General features: G+C 60.8%; 22 protein-coding genes and 1 tRNA gene. 12 read left to right on the top strand and 11 right to left on the bottom strand.

The annotated features are described in order from the left end of the window. Nucleotides 1-162: 162 nt before the first annotated feature. Nucleotides 163-996 carry a hypothetical protein gene (locus ACMU_RS02675; protein ID WP_035255774.1) on the top strand — a complete coding sequence of 278 codons (834 nt, stop codon included), beginning with the start codon at nt 163-165 and terminating at the stop codon, nt 994-996. A gap of 8 nt (nt 997-1004) precedes the next feature. After that, entirely contained in the window at nt 1005-2054 is a 1050-nt protein-coding gene (locus tag ACMU_RS02680; RefSeq protein ID WP_169737927.1) for an endonuclease/exonuclease/phosphatase family protein, read from the top strand. Here the strand turns inward: ACMU_RS02680 and ACMU_RS02685 are convergent. Next, on the bottom strand, nt 2010-2894 hold the full coding sequence (locus ACMU_RS02685; protein ID WP_035256112.1) for a Rossmann-fold NAD(P)-binding domain-containing protein: 885 nt from the start codon (nt 2892-2894) through the stop codon (nt 2010-2012). The genes ACMU_RS02680 and ACMU_RS02685 overlap by 45 nt on opposite strands. Nucleotides 2895-2990: 96 nt before the next feature. Between ACMU_RS02685 and ACMU_RS02690 the strand changes: the two genes are divergently transcribed. The 5 genes from ACMU_RS02690 to ACMU_RS02710 all read left to right on the top strand — a co-directional run bounded on the left by ACMU_RS02690 (nt 2991) and on the right by ACMU_RS02710 (nt 6934). Next, nucleotides 2991-3887: a LysR family transcriptional regulator gene (locus tag ACMU_RS02690; RefSeq protein WP_035255776.1), complete on the top strand. Its 897-nt coding sequence runs from the start codon at nt 2991-2993 to the stop codon at nt 3885-3887. 57 nt (nt 3888-3944) lie between these two features. Then, the gene (leuB, locus tag ACMU_RS02695) at nt 3945-5048 is read left to right on the top strand and encodes a 3-isopropylmalate dehydrogenase (RefSeq protein WP_035255778.1); all 1104 of its coding nucleotides are present in this window, start codon (nt 3945-3947) and stop codon (nt 5046-5048) included. A gap of 72 nt (nt 5049-5120) precedes the next feature. Further along, nucleotides 5121-6077, top strand: coding sequence for a DMT family transporter (locus ACMU_RS02700; protein WP_035256114.1), 957 nt, complete (start codon nt 5121-5123; stop codon nt 6075-6077). A gap of 47 nt (nt 6078-6124) precedes the next feature. Then, nucleotides 6125-6201 (top strand) — tRNA-Pro (locus ACMU_RS02705). Nucleotides 6202-6334: 133 nt separating this feature from the next. Beyond that, on the top strand, nt 6335-6934 hold the full coding sequence (locus ACMU_RS02710; RefSeq protein WP_035255779.1) for a nucleoside deaminase: 600 nt from the start codon (nt 6335-6337) through the stop codon (nt 6932-6934). Between the two features lie 9 nt (nt 6935-6943). Here ACMU_RS02710 and ACMU_RS02715 read toward each other — a convergent pair whose 3' ends face one another. Beyond that, nucleotides 6944-7642 (bottom strand): winged helix-turn-helix domain-containing protein, encoded by a 699-nt coding sequence (locus ACMU_RS02715; protein ID WP_152544481.1) that lies wholly within the window; start codon nt 7640-7642, stop codon nt 6944-6946. Beyond that, on the bottom strand, nt 7614-7910 hold the full coding sequence (locus ACMU_RS02720; protein ID WP_035255781.1) for a hypothetical protein: 297 nt from the start codon (nt 7908-7910) through the stop codon (nt 7614-7616). Before ACMU_RS02720 ends, ACMU_RS02715 begins: the two co-directional genes overlap by 29 nt. 149 nt (nt 7911-8059) lie before the next feature. Here ACMU_RS02720 and ACMU_RS02725 point away from each other — a divergent pair, with 149 nt between their 5' ends. The 3 genes from ACMU_RS02725 to ACMU_RS02735 all read left to right on the top strand — a co-directional run bounded on the left by ACMU_RS02725 (nt 8060) and on the right by ACMU_RS02735 (nt 10506). Next, nucleotides 8060-8542, top strand: a complete 483-nt coding sequence (locus ACMU_RS02725; protein WP_035255783.1) for a hypothetical protein — start codon at nt 8060-8062, stop codon at nt 8540-8542. A gap of 131 nt (nt 8543-8673) precedes the next feature. Next, the gene (locus ACMU_RS02730; RefSeq protein WP_035255785.1) at nt 8674-9312 is read left to right on the top strand and encodes a ribonuclease HII; all 639 of its coding nucleotides are present in this window, start codon (nt 8674-8676) and stop codon (nt 9310-9312) included. 87 nt (nt 9313-9399) lie between these two features. Next, the gene (locus ACMU_RS02735; RefSeq protein WP_035255787.1) at nt 9400-10506 is read left to right on the top strand and encodes a site-specific DNA-methyltransferase; all 1107 of its coding nucleotides are present in this window, start codon (nt 9400-9402) and stop codon (nt 10504-10506) included. Nucleotides 10507-10578: 72 nt separating this feature from the next. On the opposite strand, the gene ACMU_RS02740 is transcribed toward ACMU_RS02735, so the two are convergent. From ACMU_RS02740 to ACMU_RS02750, 3 genes are read right to left on the bottom strand one after another with little or no spacing between them, the layout of a single operon-like run. Further along, nucleotides 10579-11079, bottom strand: coding sequence for a GNAT family N-acetyltransferase (locus ACMU_RS02740; protein ID WP_035255789.1), 501 nt, complete (start codon nt 11077-11079; stop codon nt 10579-10581). Between the two features lie 4 nt (nt 11080-11083). Further along, complete coding sequence (locus ACMU_RS02745) at nt 11084-12214, bottom strand: alkane 1-monooxygenase (RefSeq protein WP_035255791.1); 1131 nt, start codon at nt 12212-12214, stop codon at nt 11084-11086. 19 nt (nt 12215-12233) lie between these two features. After that, the gene (locus tag ACMU_RS02750) at nt 12234-13283 is read right to left on the bottom strand and encodes an A/G-specific adenine glycosylase (RefSeq protein WP_236626175.1); all 1050 of its coding nucleotides are present in this window, start codon (nt 13281-13283) and stop codon (nt 12234-12236) included. A 103-nt stretch (nt 13284-13386) separates the two neighbouring features. Here ACMU_RS02750 and ACMU_RS02755 point away from each other — a divergent pair, with 103 nt between their 5' ends. Together ACMU_RS02755 and ACMU_RS02760 are read left to right on the top strand one after the other, a co-directional pair. Beyond that, entirely contained in the window at nt 13387-13899 is a 513-nt protein-coding gene (locus tag ACMU_RS02755; RefSeq protein ID WP_035256118.1) for a DUF721 domain-containing protein, read from the top strand. Nucleotides 13900-13911: 12 nt separating this feature from the next. Next, a complete protein-coding gene (locus ACMU_RS02760) occupies nt 13912-14535 on the top strand; it encodes a DsbA family protein (protein WP_152544482.1) in 624 nt (207 codons plus the stop codon). On the opposite strand, the gene lpxK is transcribed toward ACMU_RS02760, so the two are convergent. From lpxK to ACMU_RS02785, 5 genes are all read right to left on the bottom strand, one after another. Next, on the bottom strand, nt 14532-15515 hold the full coding sequence (gene lpxK, locus ACMU_RS02765) for a tetraacyldisaccharide 4'-kinase (protein ID WP_035255796.1): 984 nt from the start codon (nt 15513-15515) through the stop codon (nt 14532-14534). The genes ACMU_RS02760 and lpxK overlap by 4 nt on opposite strands. Then, nucleotides 15515-16612 carry a 3-deoxy-D-manno-octulosonic acid transferase gene (locus tag ACMU_RS18585; RefSeq protein ID WP_152544483.1) on the bottom strand — a complete coding sequence of 366 codons (1098 nt, stop codon included), beginning with the start codon at nt 16610-16612 and terminating at the stop codon, nt 15515-15517. The genes lpxK and ACMU_RS18585 overlap by 1 nt, the downstream gene beginning before the upstream one ends. Before the next feature lie 121 nt (nt 16613-16733). Continuing rightward, nucleotides 16734-16979, bottom strand: a complete 246-nt coding sequence (locus ACMU_RS02775; protein WP_035256124.1) for a DUF4170 domain-containing protein — start codon at nt 16977-16979, stop codon at nt 16734-16736. Between the two features lie 36 nt (nt 16980-17015). Then, entirely contained in the window at nt 17016-17825 is an 810-nt protein-coding gene (locus ACMU_RS02780) for an inositol monophosphatase family protein (RefSeq protein WP_035255798.1), read from the bottom strand. Then, a complete protein-coding gene (locus ACMU_RS02785) occupies nt 17812-19158 on the bottom strand; it encodes a TldD/PmbA family protein (RefSeq protein ID WP_035255801.1) in 1347 nt (448 codons plus the stop codon). The genes ACMU_RS02780 and ACMU_RS02785 overlap by 14 nt, the downstream gene beginning before the upstream one ends. Nucleotides 19159-19229 lie beyond the last annotated feature (71 nt).

Consider the following 19229-nt stretch of genomic DNA (forward strand, 5'->3'; position numbering starts at 1 on the left):
TTTGCCACATTGATTCCGTTAAGCTTAACAAAGTCTTGCGGGACAAAGTGAAAGTAGGCAAAATTTGGGCAAGAATGAGGCAGCCCGCCTAAATCCGCGGGAACAAGTTGGGAAAAGGGACCGGCATCGTACCGGAACCGACCAGTTTGGGGAAAATGAGCAGTGATCGCTCAACTAACAGGTGCCGTCGCCCGAGCATTCCTCGTGGTGATGATGATCGTAACGCCGTCGGTGTTTCTGCCGAACGTGTCCTCGGACGCGTCGCAGATCGTCGCGTTTGTTGCCATCTTTGCCGGTGCGCTCACCCTTTTTGAATATGTCGCGACCTATCCGGGGTTGATCGAGTTCCGCGACGCCCCGCCGTTCAACCGCATTCGGTTTGCCGCAATGTTCCTGACTATTTTGATGTTATCGGTGTTGTGCCGAGGCATGCAGGAAAGCGGTCTGGCCATTGGATTGGTTCAGGCACTTGGCGGGTTGGTCGGGCAAGTGCTGGACTTTCCCTACAGTCCTGTTCGATTGATGGTGTTGGCTTTGCCGGACGCGGCCTCTGTCGAGCAGGTGGACAAAGTGCGCATGGCGGCCGGTCTGGCCTATTTCATGTCGCTTGTTTCTTTGTTGACCCTGGCCTTGATTATTCGGTTCACACGTTGGCCGCTGGGGAATGGCTCGTTCAATGTTTGGGTGAACCTGCCAACCTTTGATCCAACAGCTGGCGGTGGCGTTGTAACGCGTCTTACACGGATCGCGCAGTTTAACATCGCCGTGGGCTTTGTCCTGCCGTTCCTGTTTCCGGCCATTCTCAAGTTGACCTCGACATATTTCGCGCCACTATCGGTTGAGCAGCCGCAGACACTGATATGGACAATCACCGCATGGGCCCTGTTACCAGCCAACCTGTTCATGCGCGGCGTGGCAATCCAGCGGATTGCGACGTTAATCGAAGAGCAGCGCCGCCGCGCCGATCCCGGGGAAGAGGGTTTGCAGCCGGTCTGATCGCGGTAGTGTTCGCAGTGCCCTTGTGGGCCGAACCGATACGCATCGCTACCTACAACACCGAATTGTCGCGTCGTGGCCCCGGTCAGCTTCTGGGTGATATCCTTGCGGGAAAGGATGAGCAGGTCACAGCCGTGGTCGAGGTCATTGCGTTAAACGCGCCCGATATCATTGTGCTGCAGGGCATCGACTGGGACGCGCAGAATGCGGCCCTGGCGGCTCTGGGCCGACGGGTCGCAGAACAAGGCCATCTGATGCCGCATCTATATGCATCACAACCCAACTCAGGGCTACGGACGGGACTTGACCATGACGGCGACGGGCGGAACACCGCGTGGCGTGACGCACAGGGTTTCGGGCGGTTCACCGGCGAAGGCGGCATGGCGGTCATGTCGCGATTTCCGATCTTGGGCGCGCGCGATTTCACGTCGATGCTGTGGCAAGACTTGCCCGACGCCGATTTGCCCCGTCTAGACGGCGCACTTTTCCCGAACGCCGAGATTTTCGATGTTCAGCGCCTGTCTTCGGTTGCGCATTGGGATGTGACCATTCAAGCCCCCGACGGCCCACTGAACCTGCTGACCTGGCACGCGACACCCCCGGTCTTTGACGGCCCCGAGGATCGCAATGGCAGGCGCAACGCGGACGAAATGCGGTTTTGGGCGCACTATCTGAACGGTGAACTGGCGGTCTCGCCGCCTGCCGGCCCTGTTGTGGTTCTGGGAGACGCGAACCTTGATCCGGCGGACGGGGACGGCCTGCGAGATACGTTGCGTGTTTTGCTGGAGCACCCGCGCCTGCAACATACTGTGCCGCGCAGTGATGGGGGCGTGGCTGCTGCCAACCCTGATCACACCGGCGACCCCGCATTGGATACCGCAGATTGGCCCGAGGATGGCCCGGGCAATCTGCGTGTCAGTTATATATTACCCTCGACCGGTTTTCGGGTTTTGAACAGCGGTGTTTTTTGGCCCGCCGCGGATCAGTACGGCGCCGATCTGGTGGCCGCGGCCTCACGCCACCGCCTTGTCTGGGTTGATCTGGAACTGAAGCGCTGAAGCCAGTGCGTGTTCCAGCGGCGTGTGCCTGAAATCTGGCAGCAAGGCGTCGAACCGCGTGGCGTCCAAATGGTGCGGTTTGGACCAGAGGTATCGCATCTCGACCAAGTGCTTGGCCATCTTCCAGAAGGGCCGGGCGATCTGGAGTGGGGTCCAGGACATCGGGCTAGCCTTGATTGGTGTTCCCATCACCTGTGCAACGGCCTTGGTCAGCTCTTCACCCGTCAGCGTATAGCCGGGAAAAGGCACATCTTCGAACCGGTTCAGATCGTCGCGCATTTCGGCCAGTTTTACAGCAGCACGCGCCATGTCGGGCAAATAGGCCCAGGCATGCGGGCGGTCGGTCGGGCCGGGATAGGTGAGTTTGCCCTTGGCCAAAGGCTTGGCCATGATCATGTCAAACCAGTTACCAGAGGCTTGGGTATCCAGAAAATCGCCGCCGCGCAGGATGATCGTGCGGACATTAGAGTTGCGATACGCGGCCTCCATCTCAACCCGCAACCGGCCCAGTGGATTGGTCGCGGCGTGGGGTGTTTGAGGGCCAAATGCCTCGGGCGCTTCGGTGCCAAAGACATAGACATTGCCGGGAACAATCACCGTGGCACCTGTGGCCTCGGCCACTTCGATCACCTGCCGGGTTTGCAGTGGCAGCACGGTGGCCCAGTCGGCATAGGGCGCGTTCCATGCATTCACGATAACCTGTGCGCCCCAGGCGGCGTCCCACAGATTGTCGGTGGCGCGATCAAATTGGCGCACGATCCAGCCGGCGGTTTCGAAGGCTTCGGTGGCATTGCGGCCAAACCGGCCGTTACCGCCAAGGATAAGAACAGTTGGTGTCATCTTCTGGCTCCATTCCATGCTGCGTTGAGCTTAACATGACCTCTTCAACAGAGTTTCGGAATTGCCTGAATCCGTTGCTGTGCTATTCATAAATGTATGGCAAACCCATTGATGAATATGGACTGGGCGCTGGTGCAGTCTTTCCTTGCCGTGGCCGAAACCGGGTCGCTGTCGGCGGCTGCGCGCTTGCTGGGGGCCAGCCAGCCGACGCTGGGCCGGCAGGTCAAGGCGTTAGAGGACGCATTGGGGGTGGAGCTTTTTCACCGTCAACCCAAGGGTCTTATCCTGACGGATGTGGGCGCGGCCCTGATGCCCGCCGCGCAGGCTATGCGACAGGCCGCTGGCCAGATTGCCCTGACGGCGGCCGGCCGGTCCGAGGAACTGCGCGGTGTGGTGCGGCTGACCGCCAGTGTCTTTGTCGCCCATCACATCCTGCCGCCTGTTATGGCCCAGATCATGGATCGCCACCCTGAGATCGAGCTGGAACTTGTGCCCTCGGACACGTCCGAAAACCTTTTGTTCCGCGAGGCCGATATCGCCCTGCGCATGTACCGGCCCACGCAACTGGATGTGGTCACCAAGCACCTGGGCGACGCCAAGCTGGGTGTCTTTGCCGCGGAAAGCTATCTGGCCCGGCATCCGGCGCCGCAAACGCCCGAGGATATGTTGAAACACCGTCTGATCGGCTATGATCGGGACGAGGATATCATCCACGGTTTCGCACAGTTTGGCCTGACGCTGGACAAGCACGCCTTCGCCATCCGCTGCGACCAGAATACCGTGTACTGGGAACTGGTCCGGGCCGGGTGCGGTATTGGCTTTGGCCAGTTGCGTATCGGATTGCACGATCCCGCCGTCCGGCAGGTGTTGTCCGAAATGGACCTGCCGGTGCTGCCGGTGTGGCTGACCGCCCATGAAAGCATGCGCCAGACACCGCGTATCCGGCGCGTCTGGGACATGCTGGCCGAGGGTATGGCGGCGCATCTGCCTTGACCCTGCCGGGCCTTGGCGATAGGCGAAGGCAACGCAAATTTCGCAAGGAACACGCTCATGTCGAACCCTTCTATCCTGATCCTGCCCGGCGACGGTATTGGCCCCGAAGTGATGGCCGAAGTGCGCAAGATCATCGATTGGTTCGGCGCCAAGCGCGGCTTGCAGTTCGACGTGTCCGAAGATCTGGTGGGTGGTGCGGCCTATGACGTGCACGGGGTGCCTTTGGCGGATGCCACGATGGACAAGGCGCAAGAAGTTGACGCGGTGCTGCTGGGCGCCGTGGGTGGCCCGGCATATGACAACCTGGATTTCAGCGTAAAGCCCGAACGCGGTCTGCTGCGCCTGCGCAAAGAAATGGACCTGTTCGCCAATCTGCGCCCCGCGCAATGCTTTGACGCGCTGGCCGATTTCTCGTCGCTGAAAACCGATGTGGTGGCGGGTCTGGACATCATGATCGTGCGCGAGCTGACGGCCGGCGTGTATTTCGGCGAACCCCGCGGCATTTTCGAGGAAGGCAACGAGCGCGTTGGCATCAACACCCAGCGCTATACCGAATCCGAGATCGAACGCGGCGCCCGCGCGGCCTTCGAACTGGCCATGCGGCGCAACAAAAAGCTGTGCTCGATGGAAAAGGCCAACGTGATGGAATCGGGCATCCTGTGGCGTGACGTGGTGACCGAAGTTGCCAAGGATTACCCCGAGGTCGAGCTGAGCCATATGTATGCCGACAATGGCGCCATGCAGCTGGTGCGCGCGCCCAAGCAGTTCGACGTGATCTATACCGACAACCTGTTTGGCGACATCCTGTCGGATTGTGCCGCGATGCTGACCGGGTCGCTGGGCATGCTGCCCTCGGCGTCGCTGGGCGCGCCGATGGCCAATGGCCGGCCCAAGGCGATGTACGAACCGGTGCACGGCTCGGCCCCCGACATCTCGGGGCAGGGCAAGGCCAACCCGTCGGCTTGTATCCTGAGCTTTGCCATGGCGCTGCGGTATTCGTTTGATCAAGGGGTCGAGGCGGATCGTCTGGAGGCCGCGGTTGAACAGGTGCTGGCCGATGGCGTGCGCACCGCCGACCTGATGCAGGCCGATGGCGGCACCCCGGTATCGACTGCTGAAATGGGCGACGCGGTGATCGCGGCGCTTGACGCCAGCCTGTAACAGGCGTTGAAGTCGTCCTAAAGATGTTGCGATGGCGCCATGTACGCCATCGCCACCGAGAGGACGATCACCATGAACCTGAAAGCTGCCGCGATTGCGCTGTTGGCCTTTGCCTTGTTTTCCACCCATGACGTGGTGGTGAAATTTCTTGGCGGCAGCTACTCCCCTATTCAGACGCTGTTCTTTGTCAGCCTGTTCTCGTTCCCGCTGACCACGATGATGCTGGTGCGCGACCCTACACCGGGCAACCTGCGGCCCGTGCATCCGGGGTGGATTGCCATTCGGTCGATCACCATGCCCTTTGGTGCCGTTGGCGCGTTTTATGCCTTTGCCACGCTTCCGTTGGCGCAAGTCTATGCCATCATTTTCGCGACGCCGCTGCTTATCACTGTCTTGTCCATCCCGATGCTGGGAGAGAAGGTGGGGATCCACCGCGCCGCAGCGGTTGTGGTTGGCCTTGCAGGCGTCCTGATCGTTATTCGTCCGGGTGCCGAACCGATGCAGCTGGGCCATTTGGCGGCCTTGACGACGGTTCTGGCGGCCAGCCTGCAATCGATCATCTCGCGCAAAATCGGACGAGAGGAACGTCGCGTTGTTATGCTTCTGTTCCCCTTCGCGGCCACGTTTGTGGTGATGGGTATCGCGCTGGCCTTCGTTTATGAGCCGATGCCGCTGCGCGACCTTGCGGGTACTGGCATGATCGCTGTTTTGGGCTTTATGGGCGCGCTGGGCCTTGTGGTCGCCTACAGCATGGGTGAGGCCACGATTGTCGCGCCGATGCAATATTCGCAAATCATCTGGGCCACGATATTCGGCTATGCATTCTTCGGCGAGACGCTGGACAAGACGACGATAATCGGGGCGGGGGTGATCATCGCCAGCGGCCTTTACATCCTTGTGCGCGAATCCATTGGTGGACGGTCCGAAAACACACCGGTCCTGCGCAGTCGCTCGCGCCTATTTTCCCCCGGCGCCTTCCGGGTATCTTCCATGCTGCGACGGAAAAAATCTGACGATCAGGGCACTTGATCCCTCTTGCCAAGGCAGTCCGAAAGGCGTACGACGCCCCGCACGGTCGGAGTGTAGCTCAGCCTGGTAGAGCACTGTCTTCGGGAGGCAGGGGTCGGAGGTTCGAATCCTCTCACTCCGACCAAATTATCGCCAGATAAGGGCGACTCGTAACCAAATACCCCACCATTATTGCAGCGCCGGAAAAGGCGCTTGGCAGGTTCTGCGTCATCGGCATAGGCTTGTGCGCAGACAAAAACCTTTTGGAAAGGGTCTGAATGATTGGGGTTGATGCTGTTTTGTTGGGCCGGTTGCTGGACGTGATCGCCAACGACATCGTGCCGCTGACGCGCGAAGGCGTGCAAACCGGCAACAAGGTATTTGGCGCGGCCCTGTTGCGCAAATCGGATCTGTCGCTGGTTCTGGCCGAAACCAACAACGAAACCGCGAACCCGCTTTGGCATGGCGAGATGCAGTGCCTGAAGACGTTTTATGAAATGCCCGCCGCCGACCGCCCGGCCACGTCCGATCTGATCTTTTTGTCGACGCACGAACCCTGCTCGTTATGCCTGTCAGCCATCACCTGGGCGGGTTTTGACAACTTCTTCTATCTTTTCAGCCACCAAGACAGCCGCGACAGCTTTGCCATTCCGCACGATCTGAACATCCTGCGCGAGGTGTTCGATGTGCAACCGGGTGGCTATCGGACCCAGAACGCCTATTGGCAAAGCTGGTCCATTCGTGGCGAAGCCCAGAACGCCGCGCCTGATGTCCGCGCAAAGCTGATGGCGCAGATCGCCGAGATCGAGGCGACCTATGAAAGCCTGTCGGGCACCTATCAGGACAGCAAAGGTGCCGCCGATATCCCGCTGGCCTGACCGGGCAGGCTAGAGCATCCGAATGACATCCTTGTCGATCGACAGCATGTATCCTTTGCGGGCGATGTTCTTGATCAACAGCTCGCTCATCATCTGGTTGCCCAGCGCGTCGCGCAGGCGTTTGATCCGCGTGGCGCCGGCGGCTTCGTCGCAATCGGCAGCATTACGGCCCGAGATGACGGCCTCTATTTCCGAGCCGCTGAGGATATCCTCGTCCATCCGCGCCTCGGCCAGAACCGACAGGGTTTCGATGGCCGCAGGTGTCAACTTGAACTCCATATTGTTCAAGACAACAGTATTCTCGTCCCGGCTGATCAACAACGAGGCGACCTGAATCCCGGCCCGCTCGATCTCGGACATGCGGCGGTTCAGCGCGATGATGGTGACCAGAAAGACCAGCGCGGCGATCAGCAACGCGGTGGCAAAAACCAGCAGCACAAAGATCACCACCCGGTAACTGGCCAGAACGCCAGAAAACGCCGTACCGGATTCGGCCAGAATCTCTAACAGCTTGATCTCGGCCCCCGCGCGTAGGTCGTCGTTTTCAACGAATATCCGCTCTACCCGTGCGTTAAACGCGTTGGCGTCGGGCAGGTTGATGAACAGCAAAACCGCCGTGATCAGAAGGATCGCGACGATGGCGGCAATGCCGATGGGAACAACCGTGTTCAGCCGTTTGTCAGTAACGAAGGAAATAGGCCCCGGCACTGTCTTTCCTTTCCCCAAGTCCATCTTCGCCGAACATCGACATGACGTTCAGCAACTGCCAGCCGTCGCTGGCAATGCGTTGTTCGATCTCGGCCCGCGCGGCGGCGCGTTGGTTGCACGCGGTATCGGGCAGCTCGATCACCCCGTAATGCAGGCGCAACGGGCTGTTCTGTTTGGCCTTATAGTCGGCATAGCACGCCGCGTGTGCGGCGTTTGCTGCTGACAAAGCCGCGACCATGGCCACGGAAAAGAGGATTGCACGTTTCATGGGAACAGAATGGGAAATGCAGGTGCGTAATTCAATAACAACCGCAATTTGCTGCGCGTTATTGGATGGCATTGCGGCGATATTGTTTGCCTGAACGTGTCCGGCACAGGTTGGGGCATCACCAATTTATCCGTGCAAGGAGCTTGCCAATGTTCAAAACCACCTGTGCCACTTTGATCGCCGCCACACTGGCTCTGTCCCCCGTTGGGGCGCGACCGGTGTTGGCTGACAAAAACTCGGACACCGCTGCGGCAGTGTTGTTGGGTGCATTGGCGATTTACGGCATTTCGCAAGCCTCAAAGAAAGACAAGAAAAAGCCCGAGCCAACGCCAGAGCCCGTGGTGGCTACACACACGCATACCTTCACATCGCATCACGCCCGGCGGTATCAACTGGTGCGGTATGGCCACGGCATCTTGCCGCTGTCCTGCCTGCGTGCGCCGACCGGTCTGGGCAAGGGACAACCGGATGACATGGTTCTTCCGGACAAGTGTCTTAGCAACGTGAACTATCGGGGGCTGCTGCCCCGGTCCTGCGAAACCTACTACACCACCAAAAAGGGGAAATCGCGCGCCGCCTATTCGGCCAGCTGCCTGACCTCGCGCGGTTTCCTGATTGGTGGCAAGCCCTAAGCGTTTTCGAGCAGGCGCGGGTCACGTTCAGCCATCCTTTCCCGATGATCCGCGCCCACTGGGGCGGAGGGGCCGCCCTCCGCCCATCTTTTTCCACTTGCTCGCCGGCTGTGCCCGGCGCAATGAGGGGCATGGCCCATGAAAAACCCAATTTCGAGTTTGAAACCCAGGCAATGGCGCAAGGCGCCCGCTGCGTTGTCGGCGTGGATGAGGCGGGGCGTGGCCCCCTGGCCGGACCCGTCACCGCCGCGGCGGTATGGCTGGATCCCGGTAACATCCCAGCAGGGCTCAACGATTCGAAAAAGCTCAGCGAGAAACGGCGGTTTGCCCTTTTCGACGCGCTGATGCGCGATGCCAATGTCGCCTGCGTGCATGTGGGTGTGGATGAAATTGACGCGCTGAACATCCGCAATGCCAGTCTGGTGGCCATGGTCCGTGCGGTTGCGGCGCTGAACCTGCCGGTGGACCACGTGCTGATCGATGGCAACGCCATGCCGCAGGGCCTGCCATGCCCCGGCGAATGCGTGGTGAAGGGCGATGCGCGCAGCCTGTCGATCGCCGCGGCCTCGATCATCGCGAAAACCCAGCGCGACCGGGTCATGGTGGATTTGGCGCAACAATACCCCGGCTATGGCTGGGACCAAAACGCCGGATACCCCACCAAGGCGCATCGCGCGGCGCTGATAAATCTTGGTGTGACCCCACACCATAGACGCAGCTTCAAACCTGTCCACAATATCTTGTATCAAGACAAATCTGTAAGTGACTGATTCAAAAAAGAATTTGACGCCGAATCGCGTTTGAATCATCTTTGTCCACAACACACGACGCCAAAAAGGCGCGGGACAGAGGCAGATATGACGACCAAAACCAAACCGGCAGCCACGCTGCCGCTGAACCAGATTCTGGATGGCGATTGTGTGGAAGTGATGAATGCACTTCCCGAGAACTCGGTTGACCTGATCTTTGCCGACCCGCCCTATAACCTGCAGCTCAAGGGTGATCTGCACCGCCCCGATAACTCCAAAGTGGATGCGGTGGATGACGACTGGGATCAGTTCGACAGTTTCCGCGCCTATGACCGGTTCACCCGCGACTGGCTGAAGGCCGCGCGACGCATCCTGAAACCCAACGGCGCGATCTGGGTGATCGGCAGCTATCACAACGTGTTCCGCATGGGTGCCGAGCTGCAGAACCAGGGGTTCTGGATCCTGAATGACGTGGTGTGGCGCAAGTCGAACCCAATGCCGAATTTCCGCGGCAAGCGGCTGACCAATGCGCATGAAACGATGATCTGGGCCTCGAAACAGGAAGCCAGCAAATACACGTTTAATTACGAGGCGCTGAAGGCGCTGAACGAAGGTGTGCAGATGCGCAGCGACTGGGTGCTGCCGATCTGCACCGGGCACGAGCGGCTAAAGGATGAAAACGGCGACAAGGCGCATCCGACGCAAAAACCTGAAAGCCTGCTGCACCGCGTTTTGGTGGCCACGACCAATCCGGGCGACGTTGTGCTGGACCCGTTCTTTGGCACCGGCACCACCGGTGCGGTGGCCAAGAAACTGGGCCGTGAGTTCATCGGCATCGAACGGGAAGAGAAATACCGCAAGGTCGCAACCGACCGTATCGCCAATGTCCGTAAGTTCGACAAGGAATCGCTGATCGTCAGCGCTTCGAAACGGGCCGAGCCGCGCGTGCCCTTCGGCCAGCTGGTCGAACGCGGGTTGCTGCAACCGGGCGAGGTTCTGACTTCGCCGCGCGGCAAGGTCGCCAAGGTGCGTGCCGACGGTTCGCTGGTGGCCGATGGCGTGAAGGGCTCGATCCATCAGGTTGGCGCCGCGCTGGAAGGCGCGCCCAGCTGCAATGGCTGGACCTATTGGCAGTTCAAGCGCGAGGGCAAGAATGTGCCAATTGACCTGCTGCGCCAACAGATCCGCGCCGAAATGGCCGCGCGCCCGAATTAATCGAATACCGCCAATGCCTGTGGCCAAAGTCACGGCATCGACTTCGCCCCGCCCTTGTTGGCGGGGCTTTTTTCATGTCCCGGCGGTGTCCTTGTCGAACGCGGGCGCAAAACGCAGCGCGCCCGTTGGTTCATCGCCAAAGGTGATGAACTGCACGATGGCCGGGTCCACCCCGCGATAGCTCAGCTGCCCGTTGCTGCGAAACCCCATCGGGCCATAGACCGCCGGCCGCCCAATCAGCGCACAACCCGTCGCGCCGATATCACGCAGCCGGGCCAACCCTTCGGCCACCAGGGCCGAGCCGACCCCCTGTTTTTGCCGCGACAGTTCTACCGAGATCGGGCCCAACCCGTACCAGTTGCGCACCCCCTCGATGGTCACTGGCGAAAAGGCCACATGGCCGATGAGCCCCCCGTCAACTGCCACCAACGACAGCGTCAGGTCGCCGTCGCGGCGCAGCGCATCGATAATCGGCGCCTCGGTCCCATCGCTATAGGGCATAGGCGCAAAGGCGCGTTCGGTCAGGTCCCGGATCAACGCAATGTCGCCGGGTTCCTCTTTTCGGATGATCATGCGGTCAGCTTCCTTTGGGCAGGGGCAATGTGCCCTTGTTATAGGCGGTCCAGTCTTCAATCTCTGGATAAAACGTCTTGCGCCAGGCCCGAACCCGCGGGTTCATGCGCCGCCGCCACAGGGGCGGGATCAGCGCCATGCCGGTCATGAACGGGTATCCCAGCGGCAATTGCGGGGCTTCGTCGGGGGTATAGGTCTGCAACAGCGGGAACCGGCGGTTGGGTTTATAATGGTGGTCGGAATGGCGCTGCAGGTTGATCAACAGCCAGTTGGTCACCCGGTGCGCGGCGTTCCAGCTGTGGCGGGGTTGCACATGCTCGTATTTGCCATCGCCCAGATGCTTTCGGGTCAGCCCGTAATGCTCCACGTAATTGGTCAGCTCCAGATACAGCACCGCAAAAAACGCCTGCAGCACAAAGAACACCAGCCCGGCCCAGCCGCCCACAGCCAGCGCCAGGGCAAGGAACCCAACCTGCAGCGCGCCATAGCGCCAGAACGGATTGGACGCATGCCAGACGGGCCGTTCGCGCCGGGCCAGCATCGCCTTTTCCGCCTTCCATGCCGACGCCAGGCATTGCCGCAAAACGCGTGGAAAGAAGCGGTGGAACCCCTCGTTATACCGGGCGCTGACCGGATCGCGCGGGGTGCCGACATAAAGGTGGTGCACCAACAAATGCTCGCTGCGGAAATGGCTGTACAGCACGCTGGCCATCAGCAGATCGCCCAGCCACCGTTCCAGCCGGTTCTTCTGATGCATCAGCTCATGCGCGTAGTTGATGCCCACCCCGCCGGTCAAAAGGCCGGTGGAATAAGCCAGTACCAGGAACTCCCACACCGCCAACTGGCCGCGCCCGGCCCACCAGACCAGGCAAATCAGGGTGGCGCATTGCAGCGGGAACCAGATCAGTGTGACCAGCCTGTACCAGAACAGATCGTCATCCGGCGTATCGGGGTCGGCATTGTCGGTGTTCAGGCCCACCAGCGCATCCAGCAACGTGCTGGACAGCACAAAATAGACCGGCAGCGTGATCAGGATCCAGCCGCCAAAATAAGCTCCTGCAAAGATCAGCGGCACCCCGGTGACCGAGATCCAGAACGGCAGGGCATTTGTGGTGGAAATCTGTGCGGTGCTCATGTCGCCGGTCCTCCTGCCGCTACCCTAATGTGTCCGGCTCGGATTGATCAAAGTAACGTTGCGACGCATCAAAGGCTTTGCGCATCAGCGTCGGCAAGTCGGCGGGCCGCAACGCGCGAAAGTTGCCGCGAGCCGGGTTGGCACCTTGCGGAACCTGTGTTGCGAGAACCTGTAGGCGCAGGTGGAAATGAGTGAACGTGTGGGTGACTTCCACCCCGACATCCTGCCAATTGGCAGGCATCGGTGCACCGTCATCGGTGCCGTCCCAGCCCTCGGTGGGCCAACCCAACATGCCGCCCAACAGGCCACGCGCCGGGCGATCCTCCAACAGCCAGGCACCATCGTCACGCCGGGCCAAATAGGCAATGCCCCTGCGGGTGGGTTTGGGTTTCTTTGGTGTTTTGCGGGGTAATTCGGCTGCAATGCCGCGGGCGCGGCCAAGGCAAGTCTTTGACAACGGGCAAATGCCGCAGGCCGGGTTGCGCGGGGTGCAGATCGTGGCACCCAGATCCATCACCGCCTGCGCATAGCAGCCGGGGCGATGCTCGGGTGTCTCTGCGCCCGCCAGGTCTGTCAGGTCCTTCTTGGCTTTGGGCAAGGGCGTCTGAACCGCGAAGTGACGGGCCATGACACGCTCGACATTGCCATCCACAACGGTTTCCGGCCGGTCATAAGCAATCGCCGAAATGGCTGCGGCCGTATAAGGGCCGATGCCCGGTAGGGCCTGCAGTCCGGCGCGTGTACCCGGGAAGACGCCCCCCCATTCGCCGCTGACCACGCGGGCACATTTCAGCAGGTTGCGCGCCCGGGCATAGTAGCCAAGCCCGGCCCATTCGCCCATGACATCGGCATCCTTTGCCGAGGCCAGCGCATGAACATCGGGCCACAGAGTGGTGAAGCGGCGAAAATACTTGTCCACCGCGGCAACGGTGGTCTGTTGCAACATGATCTCGGACATCCAGACCGCGTACGGGTCGGCCCGCTGCCCTGCTCGCCATGCATCGGGCCCCACGCGCCACGCCAGTTTGCGCGCGTTTATATCATACCAGGCCAAAAGCCGCTGACTCACCGCATCTTCACACAATCTTTATGCTTCCTCTTGGGCGTTGGGGCTGGCTGGCACGGTTTTGGCGCAGTACGATGAGCTTCATGTGAACGGAAGCCACGGTGCAATGCAACCCAGACGCCCCGATCAACCAAAACGCCGCAAGCGCGGGTTCGAACGAACCGCGTCGCTTTTGTCTGCGCGGATTGCAAAGGCAGGGGAAAGCCGGGGCTTTGCCGTTTCACGCCTTTTAACTCACTGGGAAGACGTTGTTGGCGCTGAAACCGCCCGTGCCGCCCGCCCGGTAAAGGTGCAATATGGCCGCCAGGGGTTTGGGGCCACACTGACATTGCTGACCACCGGCGCGCAGGCGCCGATGCTGGAAATGCAAAAGGAATCCATCCGCGAACGGGTGAACGCCTGCTACGGCTACTCTGCGATTTCGCGGATCAAGCTGACCCAAACTGCGCCCATAGGCTTTGCCGAGCCTGCAACGGCGTTCGAAGGCCCCAAGACAACTCCCACCCCTGAAATGGCCCGCCGGGCCGCGGACATGTCGCAGGATGTGGCTGACGACGGGCTGCGCAATGCGCTGGAAACCTTGGGCAAAAACGTACTATCGAGACAACCAAAACGGTAAGGAGCCGCTGAGATGTTGAACCGCAGAAACCTTCTGTCCCTTGGGGCCGCTGGCCTGGCCACCGCAGCCGCGATGCCTGCCCTTGCACAGGAGGCCCAAAATGGGGTCGAGGTTGCCGACATGACTCTGGGCAACCCCGACGCGCCAGTGACATTGATCGAATACGCGTCGTTTACTTGTCCGCACTGTGCCCGGTTCCATTCGGATGTGATGCCTCAGCTCAAGGCCGAGTATGTTGATACCGGCATGATCAACTTCGTTTATCGCGAGGTGTATTTTGACCGCCCCGGTCTGTGGGCCGCGATGCTGGCGCGGTGTGGTGGCGAGATGCGGTATTTCGCGATTGCCGACATGATTTACGAAAAGCAACGCGAGTGGAACGTGCCCAGCCAAGGCGGCGCCGTCATTGCCAACAACCTGCGCACCATCGGGCGCGCAGCCGGTTTGGGCGAGGCGGAAATGGAGGCTTGTTTGTCCGACGGTGACATGGCCCAAGCCATGGTGGCACATTACGAGAAAAACATGGCCGAGTACGAAATTCGGGGCACGCCGGGCCTGGTGATCAACGGCACTGTCCATGGCAACATGTCATTCGAACAACTGAAAGAACAGCTGGACGCGCAGCTGGAAAGCTAAAGCGCGTCGAGCTTTGACAAAAGTGGTTCCGGGTTGCGCAATGACAAGCGCACCGGGACCGACAGCACCTTTGCACGAAACTCTGCCGGCAGACGGACAGCATCTTTTTCCGTCGTCACCATCTGTGCGCCTGTGCGATTGGCATCGGATTGCAACCGTTGCATCAGCGCTGGCGTCAGGGGCTGATGATCGGACAAAGCCTCTCCGTGGATGACTTTTGCGCCGAGCGACCTGAGCGTGGCAAAAAACTTCTCGGGGTGGCCAATTCCGGCAAATGCCAATACGGGCAGCCCGTCCCACGCCATGCCCGTTTGTAACGGCTCCAAAGATCCGCTGACTACTGGTGGCCAACTTGGATCGTACCAAGCTTCAAGCATGCGATCACTGTCTTTCTCTGACCCGATGGACAACAGCAAATCCGCGCGTTTCATGCCTTTGGAAACGGGTTCACGCAGCGGACCGGCAGGAATAACGCGGCCATTTCCAAACCCGCGCAATGCATCCACCACAACTATGGACAGGTCTTTTTCCACCGCCGGATTTTGAAAGCCGTCATCCAGAATAACGACCTGTGCCCCGGCATCCTGGGCGGCGCGCACACCGGCGGCGCGGTCCTTGGCGACCCAGACAGGACCAAAAGCGGCCAGCAAGAGGGGCTCGTCGCCTACGTCCTCGGCCCGGTGATTGCGCGGATCAACCGCAACCGGGCCTTCCAGGTTGCCACCATGGCCGCGCGTGACCACGTGTGCTGAGCGACCCGCATCGCCGAAATGTTGCAGCAACCACGCTACGGTTGGTGTTTTGCCGGTTCCGCCTGCATTGATATTTCCGACACAGATCACCGGCACATCGGCACAATACCCGTTTCGTGAAACCCGGCGGGCGGTTGCTGCGGCATAGATCGCACCAAGTGGCGCCAATGCGTGCGCCTGCCAGCCGGGGCGTTTCGGAGGCTTAAACCAAAATCTCGGGGCCTGCATCACGCGGCTTCCCGCTGTCGGGCCGGGCGGGCCACGAGTGTTGAAACGACCAGTTCCGTGGCCTCGGCCCCTTCGGTCACAACTTCCCACGCGTTTCGCGCCAATTGTGCGCTTTTATCCGGTGCAATCAGAGCCTCGAGTGCGCGGGTCAAACTGGGCGCGTCGACCACCAGCCGAGCGGCTTTGGCCGCGTCCAGTCGCCGTGCAAAATTCTCGTGCCGCCCTGTGAATGGGCCGTGGATCACGGCAGATCCCAGCGCTGCAGGATGCGCGGGATTGCCCCCCGTCGCGCCCTGCGACGGAACCAGAGTGCCACCTACGAAGGTTAGTGGGGACAGGCGGCAGAACAGTCCGCTTTCATCTTCTTCGTCACACAGGAATATTTGTGTTTCTTCTGTTGGTTCGTCTGCCTTGGAGCGTCTTGCAACGCGCCACCCCTGTGCGCGCAGATCCTCGGCCATCTGGTCCGCCGACGACATATCGACCGGCGACAAAATCAGAAGCAGGCGATGCGACAGACGAGCAGCGCGGGCATGCGCCGCAATCAGGGTCGGAATCTCTCCGGCATGTGCGGCGTTTGCAAACCACATGGGGCGCCCAGCCAGCAATGACGAAAGCCGGGCATGTTCGTTCCAATCGCAATGGGGCGGTGGGCGGCCTGACGAAAGGCGGCCCGTAACCACAATGGCACTGTCGGGAACTCCAAGTTTTCGCAAGGCAATCACTTGTCGACTGTCTGCGGCAAAGACATGGGTCAGGTTCCGCAAGACGCCGCGTGGCAATTCCGAAGGCGTGGCATCACAAATCAGGTGCACACGAACCCCGCGTGCGGTTGCTGCGCGCACGGCAGCGGCGGGCATGCTTGATGCAAATACAAGCATGATTTCCGGGGCCTCCGAGTCAAATATCTGCGCAAGGTCCCGGCGTGACAGCCGTGCAAGCGACGGCAGCGCTTTACACGCTTCAATACCCAGTTCGTCCCGATCTTCGGGATCGGCGGAAAGCAACACGTCCATGTCCGGTTCACGTTCTGCGATCGACCGGACCAGCGCGGTTAACGATGCGCGGGCAAGCGCGGTTTCTGCGAAGATCAGCACCGCCCGTTGGTTTTCATTGGAAAGGTCGGCTTGGACGTTGGGCAGCGCGTGCCGGCCAAGCCTGATGCTTATCCGGCGCAGCCAATTCCGTATACGCTGCAAGATGCCCAAGGCGCGGGCCTCAGCCGCCCAGCTCTTCGGTGGCGCTGGCCGCTGTTTCCTCGTCGCGCAAGCGATGGATATGCGCAATGAAGTAACGCATATGGGCGTTGTCCACGGTGCGCTGTGCCTCGGCCTTCCAGGCGTTATAGGCGGTTGCATAGTCGGGGAACATACCCACGATATGGATGTCATCGACATCTTTGAAGGTCGACTTGGTAGGGTCAACCAACTCGCCGCCGAATACAAGGTGCAGGCGCTGGGTCATCTCAATCTCCACTGAAATCAGGCTTTTGGCGCTAACTTACTGGATGGCGAGGCGGCTTGAAAGGCCCGTGGGTGACAGTCGGGCATGAATATCGGCACGTAGGGTCGGGTTCGCAACGACGATGCCAGCCGCCCGCGGATCGGTGTCTGCGAAATCGACGTGATCACCAAAGGCGTTTCGCACTTCGGCCCCGGCTTCTTCTGCGATCAGGGTACCGGCGGCTATGTCCCAAAACCATGTGGGGCGCAGGGTGATCATTGCATCGAACCGGCCCTGGGCAACCAACGCCATGCGGTAGGCCAGCGAAGCGCGATAATGGCGATTGGCGGCAGGCGCGGGCGTATCCCAGTTTTCAGCGGCCAATGTCGGACGGGCGGCAAGGATATCTGCGCCATCCATTCCCATATGCGCCCCCGCGCGCAGTGGCGTTTCGTTCAGAAAAGCACCGCCGCCTTTAGCCGCCTGAAACATGCGGTCATGCATGGGCAGGAACACCACACCTGCGATGATTCGCCCGTTTTCGGCGATGGCCAGCGAATGGGCAAAGGTCCGTGCCCCTTCAAGGAAGCTGCGCGTGCCGTCGATTGGGTCGATGATGAAACTGCGATTGCGCTCGGCCGCGCCATCGCGTTCGTCGACGCTTTCTTCTGAAATCCAGCCATAGTCTGGGCGCGCCGACAACAGGATGTCGCGCAAGCAGGCATCTACCGCCAGATCCGCTTCGGATACAGGGCCTTGGGCATCGGGTTTGTCCCAATGTTCGGGCGCGTGGCGCCAGAACGGAGCAACAACTTCGCCCGCGGCCTTTGCAGCCTCGACCAACAGGGCAAGATCACGCGCCGGCAAGGGTCAACCCTTCGACCAGCAGGCTGGGAACCTGGCGCGACAGATGCAACCGCGCGTCATTGGCCGGGATGATGCTGCGCAGCATCGGACGCAGATTGCCGGCGATGGTGCATTCGTTCACCGGATAGGTGATCTGGCCGTTTTCCACCCAAAACCCCGAAGCGCCGCGCGAATAGTCACCGGTGTTCGGGTTAATGGTCGAACCGATCATCGAGGTCACCAAAAGGCCGGTTCCCATCTGTGCCAGAAGGTCTTCGCGGGTCACTTCGCCTTGGGTCAAACGCAAGTTCGTCAGGCCGGGTGAAGGCGGGGATGAGGTTCCGCGTTGCGCGTTGGCAGTAGATTGCAGATCCAACTTGCGGGCTGTGGCCAGGTCCAGAACCCAACCGGTCAGAACCCCGTTATCCACCAGCTTGCGGTTGGCTGTGGGCAGACCCTCGGCATCGAAATACCGGCTGCCGGCAAGACGTGGTTGGTGCGGAATTTCCTCCAGCGACAAGTGGTCTGGCAAAACTGCCTGATCCAGCGCATCGCGCAGCCACGATGCGCCCCGCGCAATCGCCGAGCCGTTCACCGCGCTGGCCAGATGGGCGATCAGGCTGGACGAAATACGTTCGTCAAAGAGCACAGGATAAGCCCCGGTTGGCGGTTGTTTGGCCCCGGCAATCTCGGCGGCACGGGTGCCGGCCAGCGTGCCGGTCGCGGCCGCGCTGGGCATGTCGGCCGCCATTGCGCGGCTTTCACCGGCATAATCGCGCTGCATATCGGTGCCTTCCCCCGATATGGCCACGCAGCTGAGCCCGTGGCTGGTGCGCGTATAACCGCCTGAAAACCCATTGGTGGCCGCCAGATGGATGTTGTGACGGCTGTAGCCGGCCGATGTCGACGAAACCTGTGTCACCCCTTCTATGGCCATCGCTGCTGCCTCGGCCTCGCGGGCGCTGGCCTCCAACGCGGCGGCGGCGGGTTCCGGGGCGTCATCGGCCAGTTCCAAACCGTCGGCATCGCGGCGCGTCGACAGCTGCGCGGCTTGGGCCAGCCCCACGGTGGGGTCTTCGGGTGCTTCGCGTGCCATGGCGACAGCCCGTTCCGCCATTTCGGCAATGGTCTGATCCGCGGTATCGGATGCTGACACGCACGCCTGCCGTTGGCCGATGATCACACGCAGGCCCAGATCAACACCTTCGGCGCGTTCTGCCTGTTCCAGTGTTCCACCCCGCACGTCAATCGACAGCGAGGTGCCATCAACGGCAATCGCATCGGCGGCCTCGGCGCCCGCCTTGGTCGCAGCTTCGATCAGGGCGCCGGTCAGACGTTCAAGCGATTGGGTCATGGATGGGGTCTCTGCGCGTTATGAGTTCAGTCCGAGGTAATATGCAAACGCGCCCCGTGCAAGGAAACACG

This window comes from Actibacterium mucosum KCTC 23349, assembly GCF_000647975.1.
Taxonomy (GTDB): domain Bacteria; phylum Pseudomonadota; class Alphaproteobacteria; order Rhodobacterales; family Rhodobacteraceae; genus Actibacterium; species Actibacterium mucosum.

Bases quoted from the DNA above. Each gene is read 5' to 3' on its own strand.
- ACMU_RS02685 (WP_035256112.1), bottom strand. From the start codon at position 2,894: ATGACACCAACTGTTCTTATCCTTGGCGGTAACGGCCGGTTTGGCCGC.
- ACMU_RS02690 (WP_035255776.1), top strand. From the start codon at position 2,991: ATGGCAAACCCATTGATGAATATGGACTGGGCGCTGGTGCAGTCTTTC.
- leuB (WP_035255778.1), top strand. From the start codon at position 3,945: ATGTCGAACCCTTCTATCCTGATCCTGCCCGGCGACGGTATTGGCCCC.
- ACMU_RS02700 (WP_035256114.1), top strand. From the start codon at position 5,121: ATGAACCTGAAAGCTGCCGCGATTGCGCTGTTGGCCTTTGCCTTGTTT.
- ACMU_RS02710 (WP_035255779.1), top strand. From the start codon at position 6,335: ATGATTGGGGTTGATGCTGTTTTGTTGGGCCGGTTGCTGGACGTGATC.
- ACMU_RS02720 (WP_035255781.1), bottom strand. From the start codon at position 7,910: ATGAAACGTGCAATCCTCTTTTCCGTGGCCATGGTCGCGGCTTTGTCA.
- ACMU_RS02725 (WP_035255783.1), top strand. From the start codon at position 8,060: ATGTTCAAAACCACCTGTGCCACTTTGATCGCCGCCACACTGGCTCTG.
- ACMU_RS02730 (WP_035255785.1), top strand. From the start codon at position 8,674: ATGGCCCATGAAAAACCCAATTTCGAGTTTGAAACCCAGGCAATGGCG.
- ACMU_RS02735 (WP_035255787.1), top strand. From the start codon at position 9,400: ATGACGACCAAAACCAAACCGGCAGCCACGCTGCCGCTGAACCAGATT.
- ACMU_RS02740 (WP_035255789.1), bottom strand. From the start codon at position 11,079: ATGATCATCCGAAAAGAGGAACCCGGCGACATTGCGTTGATCCGGGAC.
- ACMU_RS02745 (WP_035255791.1), bottom strand. From the start codon at position 12,214: ATGAGCACCGCACAGATTTCCACCACAAATGCCCTGCCGTTCTGGATC.
- ACMU_RS02755 (WP_035256118.1), top strand. From the start codon at position 13,387: ATGCAACCCAGACGCCCCGATCAACCAAAACGCCGCAAGCGCGGGTTC.
- ACMU_RS02760 (WP_152544482.1), top strand. From the start codon at position 13,912: ATGTTGAACCGCAGAAACCTTCTGTCCCTTGGGGCCGCTGGCCTGGCC.
- lpxK (WP_035255796.1), bottom strand. From the start codon at position 15,515: ATGCAGGCCCCGAGATTTTGGTTTAAGCCTCCGAAACGCCCCGGCTGG.
- ACMU_RS02775 (WP_035256124.1), bottom strand. From the start codon at position 16,979: ATGACCCAGCGCCTGCACCTTGTATTCGGCGGCGAGTTGGTTGACCCT.
- ACMU_RS02785 (WP_035255801.1), bottom strand. From the start codon at position 19,158: ATGACCCAATCGCTTGAACGTCTGACCGGCGCCCTGATCGAAGCTGCG.